Source organism: Falsiroseomonas sp., assembly GCF_051860665.1.
Taxonomy (GTDB): domain Bacteria; phylum Pseudomonadota; class Alphaproteobacteria; order Acetobacterales; family Acetobacteraceae; genus Falsiroseomonas.
This window is the reverse complement of the sequence record NZ_JBHYDM010000006.1, coordinates 174,879-198,063: the sequence shown is the minus strand read 5'-3', so window position 1 is coordinate 198,063 and position 23,185 is coordinate 174,879. Positions and strand designations below refer to the sequence as shown.

Annotated in this window: 23 protein-coding genes; 9 read left to right on the top strand and 14 right to left on the bottom strand. The window is 70.4% G+C overall.

Annotated elements, in window-relative coordinates; translation table 11 throughout:
* Position 1 precedes the first annotated feature (1 nt).
* Genes ACTIF1_RS09115 through ACTIF1_RS09105 form a run of 3 tightly spaced genes read right to left on the bottom strand, consistent with a single transcriptional unit; the run spans position 2 to position 2,259 of the window.
* Positions 2-676, bottom strand: coding sequence for an amino acid ABC transporter permease (locus ACTIF1_RS09115; RefSeq protein ID WP_439596081.1), 675 nt, complete (start codon positions 674-676; stop codon positions 2-4).
* A gap of 3 nt (positions 677-679) precedes the next feature.
* On the bottom strand, positions 680-1,504 hold the full coding sequence (locus tag ACTIF1_RS09110) for a transporter substrate-binding domain-containing protein (RefSeq protein ID WP_439596080.1): 825 nt from the start codon (positions 1,502-1,504) through the stop codon (positions 680-682).
* Positions 1,505-1,518: 14 nt separating this feature from the next.
* Positions 1,519-2,259 (bottom strand): amino acid ABC transporter ATP-binding protein, encoded by a 741-nt coding sequence (locus ACTIF1_RS09105; protein ID WP_439596079.1) that lies wholly within the window; start codon positions 2,257-2,259, stop codon positions 1,519-1,521.
* 75 nt (positions 2,260-2,334) lie between these two features.
* Here ACTIF1_RS09105 and ACTIF1_RS09100 point away from each other — a divergent pair, with 75 nt between their 5' ends.
* From ACTIF1_RS09100 to ACTIF1_RS09085, 4 genes are read left to right on the top strand one after another with little or no spacing between them, the layout of a single operon-like run.
* Positions 2,335-2,649 carry a (2Fe-2S)-binding protein gene (locus tag ACTIF1_RS09100; RefSeq protein WP_439596078.1) on the top strand — a complete coding sequence of 105 codons (315 nt, stop codon included), beginning with the start codon at positions 2,335-2,337 and terminating at the stop codon, positions 2,647-2,649.
* Complete coding sequence (locus ACTIF1_RS09095; protein ID WP_439596077.1) at positions 2,646-4,055, top strand: NAD(P)/FAD-dependent oxidoreductase; 1,410 nt, start codon at positions 2,646-2,648, stop codon at positions 4,053-4,055. The genes ACTIF1_RS09100 and ACTIF1_RS09095 overlap by 4 nt, the downstream gene beginning before the upstream one ends.
* A complete protein-coding gene (locus tag ACTIF1_RS09090; protein ID WP_439596076.1) occupies positions 4,055-5,155 on the top strand; it encodes an NAD(P)/FAD-dependent oxidoreductase in 1,101 nt (366 codons plus the stop codon). The genes ACTIF1_RS09095 and ACTIF1_RS09090 overlap by 1 nt, the downstream gene beginning before the upstream one ends.
* On the top strand, positions 5,152-6,075 hold the full coding sequence (locus tag ACTIF1_RS09085) for a dihydrodipicolinate synthase family protein (RefSeq protein WP_439596075.1): 924 nt from the start codon (positions 5,152-5,154) through the stop codon (positions 6,073-6,075). Before ACTIF1_RS09090 ends, ACTIF1_RS09085 begins: the two co-directional genes overlap by 4 nt.
* Here ACTIF1_RS09085 and ACTIF1_RS09080 read toward each other — a convergent pair.
* The 5 genes from ACTIF1_RS09080 to ACTIF1_RS09060 form a co-directional block, all read right to left on the bottom strand.
* On the bottom strand, positions 6,056-6,760 hold the full coding sequence (locus tag ACTIF1_RS09080) for an amino acid ABC transporter permease (RefSeq protein ID WP_439596074.1): 705 nt from the start codon (positions 6,758-6,760) through the stop codon (positions 6,056-6,058). The two genes, ACTIF1_RS09085 and ACTIF1_RS09080, sit on opposite strands and share 20 nt — an antisense overlap.
* Position 6,761: 1 nt before the next feature.
* Complete coding sequence (locus tag ACTIF1_RS09075) at positions 6,762-7,430, bottom strand: amino acid ABC transporter permease (RefSeq protein ID WP_439596073.1); 669 nt, start codon at positions 7,428-7,430, stop codon at positions 6,762-6,764.
* Positions 7,431-7,518: 88 nt separating this feature from the next.
* Positions 7,519-8,340 carry a transporter substrate-binding domain-containing protein gene (locus tag ACTIF1_RS09070; protein ID WP_439596072.1) on the bottom strand — a complete coding sequence of 274 codons (822 nt, stop codon included), beginning with the start codon at positions 8,338-8,340 and terminating at the stop codon, positions 7,519-7,521.
* Positions 8,341-8,460: 120 nt separating this feature from the next.
* Positions 8,461-9,606: an MFS transporter gene (locus ACTIF1_RS09065; RefSeq protein ID WP_439596071.1), complete on the bottom strand. Its 1,146-nt coding sequence runs from the start codon at positions 9,604-9,606 to the stop codon at positions 8,461-8,463.
* A 13-nt stretch (positions 9,607-9,619) separates the two neighbouring features.
* Positions 9,620-10,003: a VOC family protein gene (locus ACTIF1_RS09060; protein WP_439596070.1), complete on the bottom strand. Its 384-nt coding sequence runs from the start codon at positions 10,001-10,003 to the stop codon at positions 9,620-9,622.
* 91 nt (positions 10,004-10,094) lie between these two features.
* On the opposite strand from ACTIF1_RS09060, the gene ACTIF1_RS09055 reads away from it, so the two are divergent.
* The 3 genes from ACTIF1_RS09055 (at position 10,095) to ACTIF1_RS09045 (ending at position 15,025) form a co-directional block, all read left to right on the top strand.
* Complete coding sequence (locus ACTIF1_RS09055; protein ID WP_439596069.1) at positions 10,095-10,739, top strand: TetR/AcrR family transcriptional regulator; 645 nt, start codon at positions 10,095-10,097, stop codon at positions 10,737-10,739.
* 64 nt (positions 10,740-10,803) lie between these two features.
* Entirely contained in the window at positions 10,804-11,934 is a 1,131-nt protein-coding gene (locus ACTIF1_RS09050) for an efflux RND transporter periplasmic adaptor subunit (protein WP_439596068.1), read from the top strand.
* A gap of 13 nt (positions 11,935-11,947) precedes the next feature.
* Entirely contained in the window at positions 11,948-15,025 is a 3,078-nt protein-coding gene (locus tag ACTIF1_RS09045) for an efflux RND transporter permease subunit (RefSeq protein WP_439596067.1), read from the top strand.
* Positions 15,026-15,029: 4 nt separating this feature from the next.
* Here ACTIF1_RS09045 and ACTIF1_RS09040 read toward each other — a convergent pair whose 3' ends face one another.
* Positions 15,030-16,481, bottom strand: a complete 1,452-nt coding sequence (locus ACTIF1_RS09040; protein WP_439596066.1) for an N-acyl-D-amino-acid deacylase family protein — start codon at positions 16,479-16,481, stop codon at positions 15,030-15,032.
* A gap of 118 nt (positions 16,482-16,599) precedes the next feature.
* On the opposite strand from ACTIF1_RS09040, the gene ACTIF1_RS09035 reads away from it, so the two are divergent.
* Both ACTIF1_RS09035 and ACTIF1_RS09030 read left to right on the top strand, forming a co-directional pair.
* Positions 16,600-18,180, top strand: coding sequence for an ABC transporter substrate-binding protein (locus ACTIF1_RS09035; RefSeq protein WP_439596065.1), 1,581 nt, complete (start codon positions 16,600-16,602; stop codon positions 18,178-18,180).
* Positions 18,177-19,241, top strand: a complete 1,065-nt coding sequence (locus ACTIF1_RS09030) for an FAD-dependent oxidoreductase (RefSeq protein WP_439596138.1) — start codon at positions 18,177-18,179, stop codon at positions 19,239-19,241. Before ACTIF1_RS09035 ends, ACTIF1_RS09030 begins: the two co-directional genes overlap by 4 nt.
* Here ACTIF1_RS09030 and ACTIF1_RS09025 read toward each other — a convergent pair.
* Genes ACTIF1_RS09025 through ACTIF1_RS09005 form a run of 5 tightly spaced genes read right to left on the bottom strand, consistent with a single transcriptional unit; the run spans position 19,219 to position 23,184 of the window.
* Positions 19,219-19,944, bottom strand: a complete 726-nt coding sequence (locus ACTIF1_RS09025; protein ID WP_439596064.1) for an aspartate/glutamate racemase family protein — start codon at positions 19,942-19,944, stop codon at positions 19,219-19,221. The genes ACTIF1_RS09030 and ACTIF1_RS09025 overlap by 23 nt on opposite strands.
* Before the next feature lie 42 nt (positions 19,945-19,986).
* Positions 19,987-20,652: a hypothetical protein gene (locus tag ACTIF1_RS09020; RefSeq protein WP_439596063.1), complete on the bottom strand. Its 666-nt coding sequence runs from the start codon at positions 20,650-20,652 to the stop codon at positions 19,987-19,989.
* Positions 20,653-20,700: 48 nt separating this feature from the next.
* Complete coding sequence (locus tag ACTIF1_RS09015) at positions 20,701-21,576, bottom strand: polysaccharide deacetylase family protein (protein WP_439596062.1); 876 nt, start codon at positions 21,574-21,576, stop codon at positions 20,701-20,703.
* The gene (locus ACTIF1_RS09010) at positions 21,576-22,349 is read right to left on the bottom strand and encodes an ABC transporter ATP-binding protein (protein ID WP_439596061.1); all 774 of its coding nucleotides are present in this window, start codon (positions 22,347-22,349) and stop codon (positions 21,576-21,578) included. The genes ACTIF1_RS09015 and ACTIF1_RS09010 overlap by 1 nt, the downstream gene beginning before the upstream one ends.
* Positions 22,342-23,184, bottom strand: a complete 843-nt coding sequence (locus tag ACTIF1_RS09005) for an ABC transporter permease (protein ID WP_439596060.1) — start codon at positions 23,182-23,184, stop codon at positions 22,342-22,344. The genes ACTIF1_RS09010 and ACTIF1_RS09005 overlap by 8 nt, the downstream gene beginning before the upstream one ends.
* Position 23,185: the final 1 nt, after the last annotated feature.

The following is a 23,185-nucleotide window of genomic DNA, read 5'->3' as shown; positions in this document are numbered from 1 at the left end:
CTCAGAACACCTTCGCGTCGACGCGGAACAGCCAGCGGCCCAGCAGCGCCAGCGCCAGGCTGCAGGCGATGGTCAGCACGATGTAGATGACGGCGGTGATGGAGAAGACCTCCAGCGCGCGGAAGGTCAACGAGTTCACGTTGTAGGCGCGGCCTGTCAGCTCCTCCACCGCGAAGATCGCGGCGATGGAGGTGGTCATCACCTGGATGATGAACTGGTTCGCCAAAGGCGGGTACAGAGCCTTGGCGATATGCGGCAGCACCACGTACCAGATGGTCTGCACCAGGCTGAAGCCCATCGCCGCCGCCGCGTCCATCTCCGCCCGCCGCAGGCTGCCGAAGCCGGCGCGCTGGATTTCGGTGAGATAGGCGCCGGCATTCAGCGACATGCCGATGGCGACCGCCGCATAGGGCGAGAGCAGGATGCCCGCATCCGGCAGCACGAAGAAGATGAAGAATATCTGCACCAGCAGAGGCGTGTTGATGAAGAAGGTGACATAGGCCCGCACCGCCAGCCTGGCCGGCCGCGGGCCATAGACGAGCACCGTCGCATTCACCAGCCCGATGCCCCAGCCGATGAAGAAGGAGATGCAGGCGAGCTGCAGCGTCAGCCAGGCCCCGGCCAGCAGATAGGGGATATGGCCGGTGACCTGCGAATAGATGAGGGTATAGGACATGCCTCAGAAGAAGGCGTTGTGCGGCACCTTGGTGATCATCGGACCGTCGAACCACTTCTCCCAGGCACGCTCGATGGTGCCGTCCACATGCAGCTCATAGAGCGCGATGTTCAGCCAGTTGCGCAGCGAGTGATTGTTCTTGGCGACGCCGAGGCCGGAATAGGTGACGCCGTATTCGGCGATGCCCGTCACCTCCCACTGCACCTGGCGGAAGGGACGCAGGGAGAAGCGGACGGAATCCACGCCATCGAAGCTGGCCTGCGCACGGCCCTGCGCGATGGCGCGGTTGCGGTCGGGGTAGTTGTCCAGCAGCAGCACCTGCGCATTCGGGATGGCGCGGGCGATATAGGGAATGGCGGTGGTGCCGCGCACCTGGGCCAGCGTGATCTCCGGCTTGTTCAGCGATTCGATCGTGGTGTGGCCGCGGCCGGCGACGGCCAGGATGCCGTAATTCTCGGAATGCACGGGCACGGTATAGTCGATGACCTTGGCACGCTCGCTGGTGCGGGACATGGCGCCCATGACGAAGTCGATGCGGCCGGAGGCGACCATCGGGATGCGGTCCGGCGAGCCCACCGCCTGTAGCGCCAGCGGCACGCCCAGCTTGCGGGCGATGGCGGCGGCGACTTCCGGCTCGAAACCGTCGATCTGGTTGCGGTCGTTGAACAGGGCGCGCGGCGGCAAGGTGGGGTTCACGCCGACGCGCAGTTCATTGGCGCGCAGCACATCCTCCAGCGGCCGGGCGGCGGCCTGGCTGGGCGCGAGCAGGGCGGCACCGGCCGCCGCCGCGGCGGCGCCTCCGACGAAAAGCGAGCGGCGATCGGTCATGGCGATGGCTCTCCCTAATGCCGCAGGATGCGGGCGGTGAAGTCGCGCAGGCGGGGGCTTTGCGGTGCGTCAAAGATCTGGGCTGGGGGCCCGACCTCCACCACGCGGCCCTGGTCCATGAAGACCACGGTGGTGGCGACTTCGCGGATGAAGGCCATCTCGTGGCTGACGATCAGCATGGTCATGCCATCCGCGTGGAGCGCCCGGATGGTGTCCAGCACCTCCCCCACCAGCTCGGGGTCCAGCGCGCTGGTCACCTCGTCCAGCAGCAGGATGTCGGGATGCAGCGCCAGCGCGCGGGCGATGGCGACGCGCTGCTGCTGGCCGCCCGAAAGCTCATCCGGATAGGCGTTGAATTTCTCGCCGAGGCCGACCTTGGCGAGCAGGCTGCGCGCTTCCGCCTCGACCTCCGCCGGTTTGCGCTTCTTCACCAGCGTCGGCGCGATGGCGACGTTGCGCAGCGCGGTCATGTTCTGGAACAGGTTGTACTGCTGGAAGACGATGGCGAAGCGATCCCGCGCCGCGCGCAGCGATTCGCGATTGCCGTAATCCACCGCCTGCCCGCCCAGCGTCACCCGCCCGGCACGCGGCTTCAGCAGCCCGACCAGCGCGCGCAGCAGCGAGGACTTGCCCGAGCCGGAGGGGCCGATCAGCCCCACCACCTCGCCCTTCGCGAAGTTCAGCGTGACGTCGCTGAGCACGTCCTTGGCGCCGCCATAGCTGGCGGAGAGCCCATCAAGCGTGAGGAAGGCCAAGCCCAGTCCCCCATCCCTTCCGTTGTCGCAAAGTCTCTTTGTGCAGCGGGCCTGCCGTCAAGCGTGATTGCGGGCATGGACGTGATCGCGAAGCACGATAGGATGAAAGATGTGGCACATCCCCTTCGCATCGCGGGCATTTCGCGCCCGGCCGACGTCACCTTCAGCTTCGAAGGGCAGACGCTTTCCGCACCCGCCGGCGAGAATCTGGCAGCCGCGCTGATCGCCAGCGGTATACGACGCCTCGGCGAGGGGCAGGAGGCCGCGCGACCGCGCGCGGCCTTGTGCATGATGGGCGTGTGCCAGCAATGCCTGCTGCGCGTCGACGGACGGCTGGCGCAGGCCTGCCTGATGCCGGTGCGCGACGGCATGGTGGTGACGGCCGCATGACCTACGACATTGCCGTGCTGGGCGGCGGGCCCGCGGGCATGGCCGCGGCGACGGAGGCGGCGCAGCGCGGCGCGCGCGTCGTGCTGCTGGAGGAAAGCACCGCGCCCGGTGGCCAGGTATACCGTTCGCCCCCTGCCGGCTTCGTCCTGCCCCTCGATGCGGACCGGCGCGCCGGCGATGCGCTGCGCACGGCGCTGCAGGCCTCCGGCGCCGAGCTTCGGACCGGCTGCCGTGTCTGGGGCATTGGCGGCGGGCCGCTGGTGCCGCAGGACATGCAGGCCGCGCCCTTCCGCCTGGATGCGCTGGCGCCGGATGGCAGCAGCTTCGCCGTGGAAGCGCGCGCGCTGGTGCTGTGCACAGGCACGCATGAACGCATCATCGCCTTCCCCGGCTGGACGCTGCCCGGCGTGCTCGGCCTGGCCGCCGCGACCATCCTGCTGAAGGCGCAGGGCGTGCTGCCCGGGCGCCGCGTGGTGGTGGCCGGCGCGGGGCCGCTGCTCTACGCGGTCGCAGCCAAACTGCTCAAGGCGGGGGCGGAGGTGGCGGCGGTGGTGGATCTCGCGCGCAGCCGCGAATGGGCGCGTGCCTTGCCTGCGCTGGCGGCGCGACCGGATCTGCTCGCGCGCGGCCTGGCCTGGCGCGGGCAGATCCTGGCGCGCGGCGTGCGCGTGATGACGGGGGCCTGCATCGCCGAAGGGGCGGGGGCGGATGTGCTGGAGCGCGTGCGGGTCGGCGCGGAATGGATCGACTGCGACGCGCTGTGCATCGGCCATGGCCTGGTGCCGGCGACGGAGGCCACGCGCACCTTTCGCGCGGCACATCGCTATGCGGCGGCGGAAGGCGGCTGGGTGCCGGTGCTGGATGCGGATCAGCGCTGTTCGGTGCCCTTCCTCTATGCGGCGGGTGACGGTGCCGGGGTGCGCGGCGCGGCGGCCGCACCGGCCTCGGGCCGGCTTGCAGCGCTGGCCGCATTGCACGACCTCGGCCTGCTGCCAGATCATGCCACCGCACGCGCGGCACCCGCGCGGGATTTCGTACGCGCGGCGAAGGCGGGTGGGGCCATGGCGAGGATGATGGCGCTGCGGCCGGAGCTGGTGCAGGCGATTCCGCCCGAGACCATCATCTGCCGCTGCGAAGGCGTGACGCGCGCGGAGATCGAGGCGGCCTGCGCGGACGGCGCCGCCGACATGAACCAGACAAAACAGTTCACCCGCTGCGGCATGGGACCCTGCCAGGGGCGGCTCTGCGGCGAGACGGCGGCGGAGCTGGTGGCGATGCATTGCGGCGGGCGCGAGAAGGCCGGCTTCGCAACCGGGCGCCTTCCCTTGAGGCCGGTGCCGATGGACGCGCTGCTCGGCGACTTCGATTATGCGGATATCCCCGTGCCCAAGCCGGCGCCGATCTGATGTTCGATGTCGCGGTGATCGGCGCGGGGGTGATGGGCTGCTCCACGGCGCTGTTCCTGGCGCGCGCCGGCATGAAGGTGGTGCTGCTGGATCGCGGTGCGATCTGCCGCGAGGCCTCCGGCGTGAATGCCGGCACGCTGACCATGCAGATGACCCGCGCGGCGCTGATCCCCTATGCGCTGCGGGCGCATGAGATGTGGCTGCGCATGCCCGAATGGTGCGATGGCGGCCATGTGCTCGCCACCGCCTGCCCCGGCCTCTCTGTCGCCTTCACGGAGCAGGAGGCGGCGATGCTGGAGGAACGCGCGCATTTCCGGCGGCAGGCCGGCGCGCCGATCGAGCTGGTCTCACCGGCTCGGGCGCGGGAGATCGAGCCGGGGCTGTCGGGGCGCGTCATCGCCGCCGGGCATTGCCCCATCGACGGTTTCACCAGCGCCTATCTCACCGGCCGCGCCTTCCGGCCGGCGCTGCTGAACGCGGGCGTGGAGCTGCGCGAGAATGGCGCGGTGCAGGGAATCGCGCCGGGCTTCGTGCTGGCGACGGCGACGGGCGCAGTGCGGGCAAAACGCATCGTGCTGGCGGGCGGCGTCTGGCTGCAGGATATGGCGGCCTGGCTGGGCGTGACGCTGCCGATCAAGGTGTTGATCAACCAGCTTGTCGTCACCGAACGCATGGCGCCGGTGATGCGCACGGTGCTTGGCGTCGCCTCCGGCCTGCTGTCACTGAAGCAATATGCCAATGGCTCCGTGCTGATCGGCGGCGGCTGGCAGGGCATCGGCGACCGCGCGCGCGGTGGGCTGGCGGTGAAGCCCGAGAGCTTTCTCGGCAATGTGCGTCTGGCCGCCCATGCCGTGCCGGCGCTGCGCGAGGCGCGGGTGCTGCGCGCCTGGCTGGGGCTGGAGGCGGAGACGGCGGATGCACTACCCGCCATCGGCCCCATTCCCGGCATCGACGATGCCTGGATCATCGGCAGCGTGCATTCCGGCTATACCAGCGGGCCCTATCTCGGGAAGCTGCTCGCCCAGGCCATCTGCGGCCAGGCGCCGGAGCTGCCGCTGTTTCCCATCGACCGTTTGCTGGCGCAGGAGAAGGCGGCGTGAAGCCCCAGACATTCCACGGCATCTACCCCTCCACCGTGCTGCCGATGCGCGCGGATTACAGCGTGGATTGGGAGGGCTACGCGCGCCACACGGCGCATTGCGTGTTGCGGGACGGCATGGCGGGCGTGCTGATCAACGGCCATGCCGGCGAGAATTATGTGATGAGCCGCGACGAGAAGAAGCGCGCCGTCGAGGTGACTGTGGCGACCGTCGGTGCGACGCGGCTCGTCGTCGCCGGCGTGAATGCCGAGAGCAGCCTGGAAGCCGCGGAGGAGGCGCGGGAGGCCAAGGCGGCCGGCGCCGATGCGGTGATGGTCTTCCTCCCCAACAGTTTTGCGCTTGCCCACAGCACCGCGATGTCCGTGCTGCATCATCGCACCGTGGCGCAGGCGGTGCCCGAAATGCCGCTGTTCCTGTTCCAGGCACACCACGCCGCCGGCCGCATGGCCTTCACGGCGGAGACGCTGGATGCACTGCTCGACATTCCGGAGGTTGTCGGCATCAAGGAAGGCGGGTGGGAGGTGGACAGCTACGACGATGTGCGTCGCCGCGTGCGCGCGAAGCGGCCGGATGTGGCCATCTGCGCCTCGGGCGACGAGCATCTGTTCGCCTGCTACGTGCATGGATCGGACGGCAGCCTGGTTTCGCTGGCGGATATCCTGCCCGATGAGATCGTGGCGCTGGATGCCGCGGTGCGCGCGAACGACCTGCCCGCCGCCCGCGCGCTGCATGAGAAGCTGGAACCGCTGGCCGAGGCGATCTACGGCGCACCGCCCGGTGGCCGGGCGACGGCGCGGCTGAAATTCTGTCTGCGCGAAATGGGCGTGATCCCGGACGCCACCGTGCGCCTGCCGCAGCCGCCGGTGGAGGCTGCGGAGGCGGCGATGCTGCGCGCCGCGCTCAGGGCGTCCGGGCTATAGGGCGCAGCGTCAGCCGCCGCTCCGCCCAGCGGCCGAGATTGGCCAGCGCCCAGCTGATGACGAAATAGAGCACCAGCGCGGTGCCATAGGTGATCAGCGCGGAGAAGCCGCGCTGGGTCAGCATCTTGGCCGCGAAGGTGATCTCGATGAAGCCGATCTGACTGACCAGCGAGGTCTCCTTCACCATCGACAGCACATGCACGATCGACGGCGGCAGGATCACGCGCCAGCTCTGCGGCAGCACCACGCGGCGCAGCGTGGTCAGGCCAGGCAGGTTCATGGTCTGCGCCGCTTCCCACTGCGTCCGCCGCACCGTTTCGAAGCCCGCGCGCACATTCTCCGCCGCCAGCGCCGACATGCGCAGCGCCACCGCGGTGACGGCGATGGACCAGAGCGGCGCCTCCAGCTTCGCGAATTGCGAGAGGAAGAAGACCAGCAGCAGCAGCACCAGGAAGGGGATGCGCCGAAAAATCTCGACCCAGAGGATGCAGGCGGCGCGCAGCGGGGCGAAGGGCATGATCTGCGGCAGCCGCAGCACCGCCAGCAGGAAGCCCAGCGCATAGCCGATGCCGCAGCCGGCGACGGCGGCGACCAGCGTATTGCCGACCGCGATCGCCAGGAACTGCAGGTTCCACCAGGTGTAGAAGCGCGGCGCCTCCGCCAGAAGCATGTCCCAGGCGCTCATCTCAGAACACCTTGGCCTTCACCCGGAACAGCCAGCGCCCGACAAGCCAGAGAAGCGCGGAAGCGACCACCGTCAGCGCAATGTAGATCACCGCGACAACCGAAAAAATCTCGACCGAGCGGAAGGAGATGGCATTGGCATTCAGCGCGCGCCCCGTCAGCTCCTCCACCCCGAAGATCGCGGCCATGGAGGTGCCGAGCGTCATGATGATGTAGTGGCTGGACAGCGCCGGATACAGCGCGCGGATGACATGCGGCGCGATCACATACCACACCGTCTGCAGGCGGCTGAAGCCCAGCGTCTCCGCCGCCTCCAGCTCCGCCCGCGGCACATTGGCGAAGCCGGCGCGCTCGATCTCCGTCAGATAGGCGCCGGCGTTCAGCGTCATGCCGATCAGCACGGCGGTTACGGGCGAGAGGATGATGCCGATCTCGGGCAGTGCGAAGAACAGGAAGAAGATCTGCACCAGCTGCGGCGTGTAGGTGAAGAAGCGGACATAGGCGGTGACCAGCCAGCGCCAGGGGCGTGCGGCGAAGGTCAAAGCCGCTGCGCCGGCCAGGCCGATCAGCAGCCCGCCGGCGAAAGCGACGCCGGCGACCCACAGCGCCGTCAGCGCGCCCAGCAGGAAGTCGGGCAGGTACTGGACGATCTGGCCGTATTGAAGGGTCACGCTGCGTGGAGGTCCCGTATGATGGCGGCGGCGGCCCTGACCCCCACCCTGGCCCTCCCCCGCCAGCGCGGGGGAGGGAAAGGCGCGATCAGAACATCGGGTTGAAGGGAATCGGCGTGGTCATCGGCACGCCGAAATACTTCTGCCAGGTGGTGTTCACGAAGCCGCTGCGGTGCAGTTCGAAGAGGATGACGTTGAGCACGTCCTTCAGCGCGGTATTGCCCTTCTGCACGCCGATGCCGACCCAGAAGCTGGCCAGCACCTCGTCCAGGATCTTCCACTGCACTGGGAAGTTGCGCATCGGGATGACGATGGATTCGGCCACGTCGACCATCGCATCGGCACGGCCCTGCGCCAGCGCACGGAAACAGTCGGGATAGTTGTCCAGCAGCGTCACCTGCGCCTGCGCCGCATTGGCCTGGATCCAGGGGATACCCACCGTGCCGCGCACCTGCACCAGCCGCACGGCGCGGTTGTTGAGGTCGGCCGGCTTCTCGATCGGCACGGCGGTGCCGCTCGCCTTGGTCAGCACCACCATGGACTGCGTATGCAGCGGCACCGTGTAGTCGATGACCAGCGCGCGCTCCACCGTGCGGGTGATGGAGCCCAGCACGATGTCGATCCGGTCGGATTGCAGGAAGGGAATGCGGTCGGGGCTGCCGACCTGCACGATCTCCAGCTCGACATTCATCCGCCTGGCGATCTCGCGCGCGATCTCGGCATCGAAGCCGTCGATCTGGTTGCGCTCGTTGAACAGGCCCATCGGCGGCAGCGTCGGGTTGATGCCGGCGCGCAGGCGCCTGGTGGAGAGCACCTGCTCCAGCGACCGCGCCTGCGCCGCTGAGCCCAGCAGCGGCAGCGCGGCGGCGGCGAGGCCGAGCAGGTGGCGGCGATGGAGATGGCTTGGCATGTATACGCTTCCTTCGACTCGGTTGGCGTGCGCGATCCCTGCATGCGGCGCTTGGGCGGCCGGCTGGGATGCAGCTTGGCGGGCGCGACGCGGGGCGGCAAGGCCGCTGCGCGCGCGAAATCACCGGGCGAGTGCGCGTCCTGCCAAAGTCGCGAGCAGCCCCGCCACCAGCAGCGGCAGCGAAGCCAGGGCCCAGGAGGTGGTGGCCAGCGCGCCGATCAGCGGCGGTGCCAGAAGCTGCGCCAGGTTGTTGCCCTGGATCACCAGCCCGACCGCCGGCGCGACCAGCGCCGGGTTGGGCACCGCCCGCGGCAGCAGCGCGAAGCAGGCCGCCGGCAGCACGCCGCCAATGCCGCAGGCCAGCACCGCCAGCACGGTGACCACCGCCGGCTGCGGAACCAGGTAGACGCCCGCCGCCAGCAGCGCCATGCCGAGCGCGCCGGCCACCACCAGCCGGTCCGCCGCCACGCCACGCCGCATCAGCAGGCCGCTGGCCAGGTTGCCGCCGGCATTGGCCAGTGCGGCGAGGGCGGCCGCGGCCCCTGCCCCGCCCGTGCCGGCGCCGAGCGATTCCAGCCGCGCCGGCAGGAAGGCGGCGATGCCGAAATACATCACGTTATAGGTGGCGAAGGCGGTGGCGATGCGCAGTGGGCGCCGCGCCGCGGCCAGGGCCCGCAGTTGCGAAAGGATCGGCGCGGCGGCCGGCGCTTCCGCTGCCTCGGCGGGCGGCACCAGCCGCCAGCAGAGCAGCGCGGCCAGGCCAAGTGCCAGGGCCAGGACCATCCAGGCCAGGCGCCAGCCCTGCGCCTCGACCAATGGTGCACTCAGAAGGCCCAGCGCGATGCCGGCGGGCATGTAGGTGCCCCAGAGGCCCATGGCGAGGCCGCGATCGTGGGGCGCGACGCAGGCCGCGATCAGCCCCGGGGCGGCCACCACCAGCAGCAGGAAGCCGGCGCCTTCGGCCACGCGGGCCAGCAGCAGAAGCGGCGTGCTGGGTGCCAGTGCGGCGGCCAGGCCGGCGACGGTGCCGAGCCCCAACCCGCTCAGCAGCGCCCGGCGCGGCCCGATCCGCGCCACCGCCAGGCCGATGCCGAGGCCGCCGAGCGCCGCCATCAGCGCGAAGAGGGAGACGAGCAGCGCCGCGCCGGTCAGGCCCAGGCCGAATTCGGCACCGATGGTGGTCATCGCCGCCGGCACCTTGCCGATCTGCGCACCCCCCAGAATGCCGCCGGCCAGCATGGCGGCAACGGGGGGCCAGCGCGTCATCGGCGGCGCGAGCTCAGCCGCGGCGCTCGATCAGCTCCACGCGGACGCCATCTGGCGCCTGCAGGAAGGCGATGCGGACACCGGGGCGGGCCTCGGTGGGGCCGGAGATCAGCGGCACGCCCTTGGCCTTCAGGTCGGCCAGCGCCGCGTCCAGGTCATCGACGCCAAGCCCCACATGCTCGATGCCGAGGAAGGGCGGCGCGGGCGGGGCGGCGGTCTCCGCCGGCACCTCCTCGACGAACAGCGGCACGGAGGCCAGGTCCAGGATGACCCGCAGCTTGCCGCCCGGGGTCACGCGCTGCTTGATCTCGGCGCCGAAGGCCGAGACATAGAATGCGGCGGTGGCCTCGGGATCCGGGCTGCGGAGATGGATGTGGTCGAATCGATAAGGGCTCATGGGAGCTTTGTCGCGCATTCCGGGATGGTTTTCCAAGAGGCTGGAGCGGGAGGGCTGGCATTATGACAGGTGATGTTTTAGGTAATTCGTCATGAGCACAAGCACCCGCGACCCCGCCCTCCGCCGCGGCGCCAGCGCCGAGGAGACGCGCCGGCGCATCGAGGACATGGCGGAAACGCTGTTTCGTTCGATCGGCTACCAGAAGACCACGGTGGCCGATATCGCGCGCGAACTGGGCATGTCGCCGGCCAATATCTACCGCTTCTACCCCTCCAAATCCGCGATCAACGAGGTGATCGCGGCGCGGATGCTGGACGGGGTGGAATCCGAGCTCTGGACCGTCGCCCGCGGCCGCGGCACGGCGGCGGAGCGCCTGCGGACCCTTCTGCGCACACTGCATCACCGCCACATGGCCCTGTTCTTCACCCAGCGCCGGCTGCACGACATGGTCACCGCCGCCATGGCCGAGCATTGGGGCGTGGTGGAACGCTTCATCGAGGGCATCCGCACCGCGATCCGCCATGTGCTGATGGATGGCATGGCCAGCGGCGAGTTCGCCCGGCTCGATGCGGATGCGACGGCGACCGCCATCAAGATGGCCACCATCGGCTTCATGCATCCGGTGCTGATCGCCGAATGCGGCCTGCGGCAGGAGCCGGAGGAGGAGATGGCCCGCAAGCTGGAGCAGGTGATCGATCTGCTGCTGCGTGGCATCCAGGCAAAAGTCGATAGCTGACGATTATTGACTTTCATCACTCATAACGCGTAAGGGTGTCGCAGTCAGACGCGAGCCCCTCCCCATGCCGATCCCCCGCAGCCTCCCCCTGCTGCTGTCCCTGCCGATCCTGACCAGCCTCGGCATGGGGCTGCTGACCGCCTGCGATGGCGAAGCCTCCGCCCCCCTGCCCGTCTCCGACGCGCCCCGCCCGGTGCAGGCGGCGCAGGTGGTTCTGTCCTCCGGCGCCAGCCAATCCGCCCATACCGGCGTGGTGCAGGCGCGGCGGGAGGTGGAGGTGGCCTTCCGCACCGGCGGGCGGATGGTCAGCCGCGCGGTGGAGGTCGGTCAGCTGGTGGCGGCCGGCGATGTGCTGGCGCAGCTGGACCCCGCCGATCTCGGCCTGTCCCTGCGCGCGGCGGAGGCCGACCTCGCCTCGGCCGAGGCGCAGTCCCGCCAGGCGCGCAACGATGCCGCCAGGTCTCGCGAATTGCGCGCCGCCGGCCATGTCTCGGCCAGCTATGACGACCAGCGCGTGGCCAGCGCGCGCGCGGCGGCGGAGCGTGTCGCCTCCGCCCAGGCGGCGCTGGAACTGGCGCGCAACCGCCTGTCCTATGCCACGCTGCGCGCCCCCTCCCCCGGCGTGGTGACGGCGCTGCTGGCGGAGGCCGGGCAGGTGCTGCCGGAAGGCCAGGCGGTGCTGCGCCTGGCCGATCCGGCGGAGCGTGAATTGCTGGTCCGCGTGCCGGAATCGGCGCTGCCGGGCCTGGCCACGGCGCTGGCGGAAGTCCGCTTCTGGGCGCGGCCTGATGTCCCGGTGGCGGCGAAGTTGCGGGAGGTGGCGCCGCAGGCGGATGCGGCGCTGCGCACCTATGCCGTGCGCTTCACGCTGGAGGCCGCGCCGGACTGGGTTGCACTCGGCATGACCGGTACCGTGCGCCTCGCCCAGCAGGGCGAGCCCGCCGCCACGCTGCCGCTTTCCGCGCTGCATGACCGCGGCCATGGCCCCATGGTCTGGCGCGTGCTGCCCCCCAGCGGCGGCGCATCGCGGATCGAGGCCGTGCCGGTGCGGGTGCGCGCCCTGGCGGAACAGACGGCGGAGGTGACCGGCCCGCTCGCGCCCGGCGACACGGTGGTGGCCATGGGGCCGCAGCTGCTCGACCCCGGTCAGCGCGTGCGCGTGGTGCAGACCCGCCTTTCCGCCACCCTGCGCTGAGGGGGACCGACGCATGGACCGCTTCAACCTCTCCGCCTGGGGCGTGCGCAACGGCGCGCTGACGCTGTTCGCCATCCTGCTGCTCGCCGTTCTGGGCGGCGGCGCCTATCTCAAGCTCGGCCGGGCGGAGGATCCCTCCTTCACCCTGAAGGTCATGGTCGTGACCGCGCAATGGCCTGGGGCGACGGCTGCGGAGATGCAGGCCCAGGTGGCAGACCGCATCGAAAGCCGGCTGCAGGACCTGGCGCATCTCGACAAACTCGAGACCTATGTGCGGCCGGGCCAGGCGGTGATCACCGTGCTGCTGCGCGACACCACGCCGCCGCGGCTGGTGCCGGAGCTTTGGTACCAGGTCCGCAAGAAGGTGGGCGACATCGTGCCGAACCTGCCGGCCGGCGTGCAGGGCCCCTTCTTCAACGACGAGTATTCGGACGTCTATTCCGCCGTGCTGGCCCTCACAGGGGCGGAGAACCCCGAACTGGTGCGCCAGGCGGAGCAGATCCGCCTTCGGCTGCTGCGCGTGCCGGGGGTGGAGAAGGTGGCGATCCAGGGCGAGATCGCGCAGCGCATCCATGTGGAGGTCAGCCATGCGCGACTGGCCACGCTGGGCATCGCGCCTTCCGCCATCCTCGATGCGCTGGCGCGGCAGAACCCCGTGGCGCCGGCCGGCGTGGTGGAGACCGGCGCGCTGCGCGTGCATCTGCGCGTGGGCGGCGGGCTGGACGGGGTGGAGGCGATCCGCAATGTGCCGGTCAGCGCCGGCGATCGTACCCTGCGGCTGGGCGATATCGCGGAGGTTTCGCGCGGCCTGGCCGATCCGCCGAGTGCCGCGGTGTTCCATGATGGCGCGGGCGCGGTGATGATCTCGGTCGTCAAGCAGCCCGGCTTCAATGTGCTGGCGCTGGGCGAAAGCCTGCGCTTGGCGCTGGCGGAAGTGCGACGCGACCTGCCGCTGGGGCTCGAATTGCAGCTCGTCTCCGACCAGCCGCATATCGTGGCGGAAAGCGTCGCCGAATTCCTGACCAAGTTCGTGGCAGCACTCGGCGTGGTGCTGCTGATCTCCTTCCTCTCGCTGGGCCTGCGGGCCGGCATCATCGTGGCGCTGTCGGTGCCCCTGACCTTGGCCGCGGTCTTCCTGATGATGCTCTACTGGGGCACGGAGCTGGAGCGGATTTCGCTCGGCGCGCTGATCCTGGCGCTGGGCCTGCTGGTGGATGACGCGATCATCGCGATCGAGGCGATGGTGGTGAAGCTGGAGGAGGGCTGGGACAAGGCCCGCGCGGCGGCCTTCGCCTGGGGCAGCACGGCGGCGCCGATGCTGTCGGGCACGCTGGTGACGATGGCGGGCTTCATTCCGGTGGGCTTCGCGGCATCCACCAGCGGCGAATATGCAGGCGGCATCTTCTGGGTGGTGGGCGGCGCGCTGATCGCCTCATGGCTCGTGGCCGTCTGGTTCACGCCCTGGCTGGGCACGAAACTGCTGCCGCTGCCGAAGCATGTGGTGGCGCATGAGGCGCTGTATGACGGGCGCTTCTACCGACTGCTGCGGCGCATGGTGGCCTGGTGCGTGGATTTCCGCTGGCTGGTGCTGGCGGCGACGCTGGTGGTGCTGGCTGGGGGCTTTGTCGGGCTCGGCATGACGAAGAAGCAGTTCTTCCCGACCTCCTCGCGCCTGGAGTTGTTGGTGGATGTGAACCTGCGCCAGGGCGCCACCTTCGCCGCCACCCGCGCGGCGGTGGAGCAGGTGCAGGCGGTGATCGCGCAGGATGCCGATGCGGTGATGTCCACCGCCTATATCGGCGCCGGCGCACCCCGCTTCTTCCTGGCGCTGAACCCGGACCTGCCGAACGAGGCTTTCGGCAAGCTGGTGATCCAGGCGCGCGACGTGCCGGCGCGCGAAAGGCTGCGGGAGAAGCTGCTGGCCTTCGTCGACACCGGCGCGGTGGCGGAGGCGCGGGTGCGCGTCTCCCGCCTCGATTTCGGCCCGCCCGTTGGCTATCCGGTGCAGTTCCGCGTTGTCGGCGGCACGCCGGAGCAGCTGCGCGTGGCGGCGGAGGAGGTGATGGCGGCGATGCGCGCCACGCCGGGCACGCGCGACGTGCAGCTGGCCTGGAGCGAAAGGGCGCCGGCCATGCGGCTGGTGCTGGATGAGGAGCGGGTGGTCCAGCTCGGCCTCTCGCCGCAGGCCGTCGCGCAATCCATGCAGGCCCTCGTCTCCGGCGTCACCGCGACGCAGCTGCGGGAGGGCGCGCGGCTGGTGGATGTGGTGCTGCGCGCGCCGGCGGCCGAACGGCTCGGCCTGTCGAACCTGGCGGACCTGACCCTGGTGACGGAGGCCGGGCCCGTGCCGCTCGGCCAGGTGGCGCGGCTGGAGGCGGTGATGGAGGAGCCCATCCTCTGGCGCCGCAACCGCGAGGGCTTTCTCACCGTGCGCGCCGATGTCGCGCCGGGGCTGCAGCCGCCGGATGTGACCGCGGCCGCATTGCCCCGCATGGCGGAGATCGAGGCGCGGCTACCGGTGGGCCTGCGCATCGAGGTGGGCGGCGCGTCGGAGGAATCGGGCAAGGCCAATGCCAGCCTCTTCGCCCTCTTCCCGGCGATGATCGCTGTGATGCTGGCGATCCTGATGGTGCAGCTGCGCCATTTCGGCCGCGTCGCGCTGGTCTTCGCCACGGCGCCGCTGGGCATTCCGGGCGCGGCTGCCGCGCTGCTGCTGCTGGACATGCCCTTCGGCTTCGTCGCGCTGCTCGGCGTGATCGCGCTGGCGGGGATGGTGATGCGCAATACGCTGATCCTGGTCGACCAGGTGCGGCAGGATGTCGAGCATGGCATGCCGCTGCGCGCGGCGATCATCGAGAGCAGCGTGCGCCGCGCGCGGCCGGTGGTGCTGACGGGCCTGGCCGCCGTGCTGGCCTTCGTGCCGCTGACGCTTTCGGTCTTCTGGGGGCCGATGGCGGCGGCGATGATCGGCGGGCTGGCGCTGGGCACCGTGGCCACGCTGTTGGTGGTGCCGGCGCTGCATGCGCTGGCCCTGCCGCGGGCGAAGCGGGAAGCGGTGACATCGGCGGGGGCGCTCGCCCCCGCCGAATAGCGGATCAGGCCGCGCGGTGCAGCAGGCGCCCGGCGGGCGTCTCGCTGGCGCCGGCGGCATGGGTATAGACGGATTGGCCGTTCACCCAGGTTTCCAGAATGCCATCGGCCACCTGCCGCGGCTCGGTGAAGGTGGCGCGGTCCCGCACCGTGGCGGCGTCGAAGAGCACGAGATCGGCGAAGGCACCCTCCCGCAGCACCCCGCGGTCCGGAATGCCGAAGATCGCCGCCGTGCGGCCCGTCATCTTGTGCACGGCCGTCTCCAGATCGAAGAGGCCGAGCTCCCGGCAATACTGGCCGAGCACCCGCGGGAAGGTGCCCCAGAGGCGCGGATGCGGATGTTTTGCCAAGGGCCCGCCATCGCTGCCGACCATGGAGAGCGGATGCGCGAGGATCCGGCGCATGTCCGCCTCCGCCATGTTGTGGAAGACGCCGCCGCCGGGGGTCAGGCGCTGCGCCGCCGTCTCCAGTGTCACGCCCCATTCCTCCGCGATATCGGACAGGGCGCGGCCCGCCATCTCGGGATGCGGGACGGAGCTCGTAACCGTGACCGGCACATCCGGCCGCGGCTTGCGTGCGGCGAGCGAGGTGGAGGAGGCGGTATAGGGATAGACGTCGAAGGCCACCGGGTAATTCGCCGCATGGCGCGCGATCAGCGGCAGCGTCTCCACCGACCGTCCGTGATTCTCGGGCTGGGCGCATTTGTGGTGGCTGATGATGACGGGCGCGCCGACGGCCTTGCCGATGCGCAGCGTCTCCTCGATGCTGTCCAGCACATGGTCGGCCTCGTCGCGCATATGCGTGACGTACAAACCCTTGTGGTCGCGCAGCGCCTCCGCCACCGCGATCACCTCCTCGGTCGGCGCCGCCTTGCTCGGCGGGTAGAAGAGGCCGGTGGAGAAGCCGGCGGCGCCTTCGGACAGCGCCTGGGCCAATTGCCTGCGCATCCGCTCGGCCTCCTTGTCCGTCGCCGGCCGGCCCGTGTCGCGGCCCATGGCGCCGACGCGCAGCGACATATGGCCGATCAAGGCCAGTGTGTTGACGGAGGATGGCTCCGTCCGCAGCCGCTCCGCATAGGCGCCAAAACTGTCAAAGATCCACCATTCGGGGGCGCAGACGCCGTCGAGCGGTGCGGGCGGGCGTTCGCTCATCGTCACGGGCGAGAGGCTGATGCCGCAATTGCCGACCACCACGGTGGTGACGCCCTGGCTGGTCTTGCAGAGCATGCAGGCGGGGCCGCAGAGCACCGCCTGGTCGTCATGCGTATGCGCGTCGATGAAGCCGGGCGCCACCACGCGACCCTCCGCCATCACCTCCCGCTCCGCCGACCAGGCGCCGAGGTCGCCGAGTCCCGCGATGCGGTCGCCCTTCACCGCCACGTCGCCGCGCCGGCGCGGACCGCCGCTGCCGTCGATGATGGTGGCGTCGCGGAGGATGAGGTCGCAGCGGAGCGTCATCGCGCTTGTCCTTGGTGCCTGGCGCGAAGCATGGCGCCGCCAGTGGCTGTGCGAAAGCCCCTTCACGCAAGCCGAGATCCTGCGCCATGCTGGCCCGCCTGCGCAGGAGACGCTGACCATGCCGACCCGCCGCCAGATTCTCGGCACCGCTTCGGCCCTGCTCGCCGCGCCGCGGGTGGTGGGGGCGCAGGGCACGGCCGCGCGGACGCTGCGCTTCGTGCCGCAATCGGACCTCACGGTGCTCGACCCGGTCTTCAACACCGCGACGGTGACGCTGACCCATGGCGCCATGGTCTTCGACACGCTCTATGGCCTGGATGCCGCGTACAATGTGCATCCGCAGATGGTGGAGGGGCATGTCGTCTCCGCCGATGGGCTGCAATGGGACCTGACGCTGCGCCCGGGCCTGCGCTTCCATGATGGGGAGCCGGTGCGCGGCCGCGATTGCATTGCCAGCATCCGCCGCTGGGGCGCGCGGGACATGTTCGGGCAGGAGTTGCTGGCCGCGATCGAGGAGTTGTCGGCGCCGGATGACCGGACCATCCGCTTCCGCCTGAAGCGCCCCTTCCCGCTGCTGCCGCGCGCGCTGGGCAAGGCCACGGCACCGCTGCCGGCGATGATGCCGGAACGCCTGGCGCTGACGGATCCGAACCGCGCGGTGACGGAGATGATCGGCAGCGGCCCCTTCCGCTTCAACGCGGCGGAGCGCGTCTCCGGCGTGCGCGTGGTCTATGACAAGTTTTCCGGCTATGTGCCGCGGCAGGGCACCGCGAGCCGCACCGCCGGGCCCAGGATCGCCCATATGGATCGCGTGGAATGGCACGTGCTGCCGGACCCCGCGACGGCCGCCGCCGCCTTGCAGCAGAACGAGGTCGACTGGCTGGAATATGCGCCGAACGACCTGCTGCCGATCCTGCGCCGCGCCCGCAACGTGAATGTTCAGGTCACGGAAGACAGCAGCATCAGCATCCTGCGCTTCAACCATCTGCACCCGCCCTTCGACAATCCGGCGATCCGCCGCGCGCTGGTCGGCGCGCTGGACCAGGCGGCCTATATGACGGCGGCCTTCAGCGAGGATCGCAGCCTGTGGCGCACCGATGTCGGCGTCTTCCTGCCGAGTACGCCGATGGCCAATGAAGCGGGCCTCTCCGCGCTGCAGGGCCCGCGGGACTACGATCGGGTGAAGCGCGAGATCCTGGCCGCCGGCTACAAGGGCGAGAAGGTGGTGGTGCTGCAGCCGATGGACCTCGCCATCCTGAAGGTGATGAGCGAGGTGGCCGTCGACATGCTGCGGCGTTGCGGCCTGAATGCCGAGGCCTTCTCGGCCGATTGGGGCACCATCGTGCAGCGCCGCGGATCGCGCGAGCCGGTGGAGCGCGGCGGCTGGAGCGCCTTCATCTCCGGCTTCAGCGCCGCCGGGCTGCTGGACCCCGTGGCCAATCTCGGCCTGCGCGCCAATGGGGCGCGCGCCTGGTTCGGCTGGCCGGACAGTCCGCGTCTGGAGGCGCTGCGGCAGGAGTGGATGGCGGCGCCCGACCAGCCGGCGCAGCAGGCCAAGGCGCGGGAGATCCAGGCGCAGTTCTGGCAGGACGTGCCCTATCTGCCGCTCGGTGAGTACTTCCGGATCATCGCGACGCAGCGCAACCTGGTGGATATTCCCGTCGGCATGTCGAATTTCACCGGGGTGCGACGCCTCTGAAACACCTCCTGCTGCTCGGCGGCGGCCATGCGCATGTGGAGGTGCTGCGGCAGATCGGCGCAAACCCCCTGCCCGGCTGGCGCGTGACGCTGCTGACGCGGGAGGCGCAGTCGCCCTATTCAGGCATGCTGCCGGGGGTGATGGCGGGGCTGTATCGGCCGGAGCAGGCGCTGATCGACATGGCGGCGCTGTGTGCGCGCTGCGGCGTGGCACTGCTGCTGGACCGCGCCACGGGGATCGATCCGCAGCGCCGGCTGGTGCGGCGCGCAGCGGGTGGGGACATCGCCTGGGACCTGCTGTCGATCGATACCGGCGCCACGCCCGAGACCGACCGCACGCCGGGCGCGGCCGAGCACGCGCTGCCGCTGAAGCCGATCGACGCGCTGCTGCCGCGGCTCGGCGCGCTGGCCGCCTGCCGCAGCATTGCCGTGGTGGGCGGCGGCGCGGCGGGGTTCGAGGTCGCGCTGGCGCTGCATCGGCGGGCGGCGGTGACGCTGGTGGCGGGTGGCTCCGGACTGCTGCCGGGCTTTCCCACCAAACTGCGGCAGCGGGCGGCGCGGGCGCTGGCGGCGCGGGGTGTCGCGCTGCGCGAGGGGCAGGATGTCGTGGAGGTCACGGCCGGCCGGCTGCACTTCGCCGCTGGACCGCCGCTGGAAGCTGAGGCGCTGGTCTGGGCCACCGGCGCGGCGGCCGCGCCCTGGCTGGCAGAGACCGGCCTGGCGCGTGACGAGAAGGGCTTCCTGCGCCTCGACGCCTGCCTGCGCGCCGTGGGACACGACGCCATCTTCGCCGCAGGCGACGTGGTCAGCTTCCCGGGCGGACTGCCGAAGGCGGGCGTCTTCGCGGTGCGGCAGGGGCCGGTGCTGGCCGCCAATCTGCGTGCCGTGGCCATGGGCGTCGCGCCCCGGCCCCATGTGCCGCAGCGGGACTATCTCCGGCTTCTTTCGCTCTCCGATGGCCGCGCGCTGGGCACGCGCAACGGCTTCGTCTTCGGCGGGCGCTGGGTCTGGTGGCTGAAGGACCGCATCGACCGGCGGTTCATGGCCCGCTACCAGCGCTGAGCCGCGCGGCGAGCGCCGGCGACAGGCCAATGGTCTCCACCGCCCCATGCGGGATCAGGCCGGCGCCACCCTGCCCCAGCGCGGCGAAGCCGGCGCGCAGGCCCACCTCCACCGAGCAGAGCACCGGCACGCCGATCGCGATGCGCCCGGCCAGGCCGGCAAGACCCGCGCCGCCCAGAATCACCACCTCCGCCCCGTCCTGTTCCACACAGGCGCGGCAGCTTTCGGTGAGCAGCGCCAGCGCGCCCTCCGGGTCCCGCGCGATCTCACCACCCGTGGGCGCCACGGTGCGGATGCCGGCAAGCTGCCCGGCATGGCCGCGGCCGGCGAAGAATTCCTCCAGCATCGGCTTCCAGGCGGCGCCGCCCGTCACCACGCCGAAGCGCCGGACGCCGGCGGCGGCGGCCGAGGCATCGGCCAGGCCCAGCACCGGCACCGGCGCCAATTCGCGCAGCGCATCCAGGCCCGGATCGCCGAAGCAACCGATCAGCACCGCATCCGCATCCGCGCCATGTTCGGCATAGGCGTCCAGCGCGGCATGGGCGGCGATGGCGCTGCTGGCGCGGCTGGCGATGTAGCGGGCGCCGAAGCGGCCCGTGGCGCCCTGGATTGTCACGCCCGGCGGCGCCAGCTCGCGCGCGATGGCCACCAGACGGTCCGTGATGGCCTCGGTGGTATTGGCGTTGATCAGCAGCAGCTTCATGCCGGCATGCTTGCCGCGGATCGCGCCACAAGGCCAGGGGCGTCAGGCGCCGATCTGGTCCAGCAGCGCATCCAGCCGCCCGCTGCGCCGGATGGCGCGGGCGGTATTGTGGTCCGCGGCCTCCACCTGCTCCACCGTGACGCAGGGCAGATCCGCGACATGGCGAGCGTGCAGGCTGTCCAGCGCCTCCCCCTTCGAGACGAAAATCCTGTGGCCTGACCGGCCGCCGGCCAGCGTGTCGCGCAGGTCGAGGTAGTTCGGCGTGGCGGTGCTGGCCTGCGTCTCCCGCACCTTGGCCAGCCAGCGGAAATCCTTCCAGGCGCGGCGCTGCGCCGCGGTGATGCTGGTCTGCGGCGCGGTGGCGATGGACCCCGCCAGGCCGCAGAGTTCGGCAAAGAGCATGGCGGCATAGCCGCCCATGCTGTGCCCCATGGTGTAGCTGCGGCGGTGGCGCGCCGCATAATCCGCGAGCCGCGCGGCGGTCCCGGGGATATCAGGCGAAAGCCCCTGGATGCCGGAATGGTACCAATGCTGCACGCGGTCCCGCACGAAAAGGCAGGCGATGCGGCGGGCGGCCAGGGTGCGGACGAATTCGAAGCGCGGCTGCGCCAGCGCCGTGCTGCCGGCCGCGCCGGGAATGCCGAAGCTGGAGAAGACGATCACCAGCGCCTCGCCACCCGGGGCATAGTCGAAATCGGCCTCGTCCATGGCCCGGTCAGTGGCGCCGGCGCAGGCTCGCTGTCAAGGTGGAACGGATCAGGTCGGGTCGCCGCAGCCCTCGTACCAGGCCAGGATCTCCCGCGCCTGCAGAAAGGCGATGCCGGGCATCGCGGCCAGGTCGTCCAGCATCTGCTCCAGCGCCGCGATGCGGTGCGGGACGCCGCTGATATAGGGGTGGATGGCGATGCACATCACGCGCGGCGTGGTGGTGGCCTCCGCCAGCAGCCGCGCGGCGTGCAGGCGGGCGCGGCGGGGCAGTTCCTGCTCGTCGTGGTGCTGGATCATGACAACGGGAATGTCGTTCAGCTCGACGCTATAGGGCATGGTGACAAGCGGGCCCTGCGCCGTTTCCAGCCGACAGGGCAGGTCATCCACCACCCAGTCGGCGCAGTAGCGCAGCCCGGCCTCGGCCAGCAGGTCCGCGGTTTCCAGCGTCTCGGTCAGCCCCGGGCCGAGCCAGCCGAGCGGGGGCGCGCCGGTGCAGTCCTGGATCGCCTGGACGGTCTGGCGGATCATCGCGCGCTGGTCCGGCACCTTGTGGGTCGGCACCTGCACATGGCCATGGCCCATGAAGTCCCAGCCCGCCTCATGCGCCGCCTGCGCCACGCGCGGATAGGCGGTGCAGACGGAGCCGTTGACGGAAAGCGTCGGCCGGATGCCGCGTTTCTGGAAGGCGTCGAGGAAGCGCCAGAAGCCGACGCGCATGCCGTATTCGTGCCAGCCCCAATTGGCAATGTCCGGCAGCAGGGCAGCCCCGGTGGGGGCCAAGAGCACCTGGCGCGGCATGGGATTGTCGATCAGCCAGTTCTCGACATTCACCACCGGCCAGACGGCGACCTTGGCCCCATTCGGCAGCGCGCTGGGCGGGCGGTCGGCGGGCGTGGTGTAGCGCAGGCGTTGTTCGGGACGCATCACGCCGCCTTCTTCGCATGATGGGAATGCAGCCGCGCGCCGAGCTCGCGCCGCACCTCGTTGAACTCCGGCGAGGCGACGTCGCGCGGGCGCGCCAGTTCCACCTGATGCGCGGATGCGATGCGGCCGGGGCCGGGCTCCATCACCACGACGCGGTCGGAGAGGAAGATCGCTTCCTCGATGCTGTGGGTGACGAAGAGCACGGTCAGGCCGGTGCGCTGCCAGAGTTCCAGAAGCTCGTCCTGCAGGCGCTCGCGCGTCATCGCATCCAGCGCGCCGAAGGGCTCGTCCATCAGCACCACCTCGGCGTCATTCGCCAGCACGCGGGCGATGGCGACGCGCTGCTTCATGCCGCCGGAGAGCTGGTGCGGATAGGCATCGGCGAAGCGGGTGAGGCCGATGAGGGAGATGAAGCGCTCGACGGTGTCACGGACTTCTGGCTTGGGGCGGCCGCGGCTGGCGGGGCCGAAGCCGATGTTTTCACGCACGGACAGCCACGGGAACAGGCCGTAATCCTGGAAGACCATGCCGCGATCCGGCGCGGGGCCGGCGATGGGCTTGCCCCACATCAGGGCCTGGCCGGCCGTGGGCTGTTCGAAGCCCGCGACGATCCGCAAGAGGGTGGACTTGCCGCAGCCGGAGGCGCCGATCAGGCAGACGAATTCGCCCTTGCGCACGGTGAGATTGGCATCGCGCAGCGCCTCGATGCGGCTGTCGTTCAGGACATAGGTCTTGCCGACGCCCTGGATGTCGAGCATCGGGATCTCAGCCATGGTGGGAGGGGCTCCAGCGCAGCAGCCGGTTCATCAGCAGCACCACGACGCGGTCGGAGAGGAAGCCGGCGATGCCGATGACGATCATGCCGCAGATCACAAGCTCGGTGCGCGACAGGGTGCGGCCATCCATGATGACGGCGCCGAGGCCCTGCGGCACGCCCGTCATCTCGCCGACCACGATGACGAACCAGGCCAAGCCGAGGCCGAGGCGCAGGCCCGTGAAGATGGATGGCAGGGCCGCGGGCAGCACGACTCGAAAAAACTGCGCATTGCCGCGGCAGCCGAGCATGGAGGCTGCCTCGAACAGCCGCGGCTCCACATTCTTCACGCCGAAGATGGTGTTCAGCAGGATGGGATAGAAGGCACCGAGGAAGACCAGGAAGAAGGCGGATCGCGCGCCGAGGCCGAACAGGATCATGGAAAGCGGCAGCCAGGCCGTCACCGGGATCGGCCGCATCAATTGAAGGAATGGGTCCAGCAATTGCCGCACGAAGGCGTTGCGGCCGATGAGCAGGCCGAGCGGTATGGCCACCAGCGCCGCCAGCACGAAGCCGCCATAGACGCGGCTGGCGGAGGCGAGCAGGTGGATATGCAGCGTGGCGGAGAAGGCATCGTCCCAGATGCCGCCGACGGCGAAGTCGACCATGTATTCGGCGACCTCGGCCGGCGAGGGGATCAGCCGCGTCATCCCCGCCGCCACCGCCCAGTGCCAGCCGAGCAGCAGCAGCAGGGGCACGATGAGGGAGAGCAGCACCGGCCGGACGCGCCGCCACAGCCGCAGCGCCGGCACGGGCCGCGTCACGACCGCCCGGGTGAGGGTCACGTCCGACATG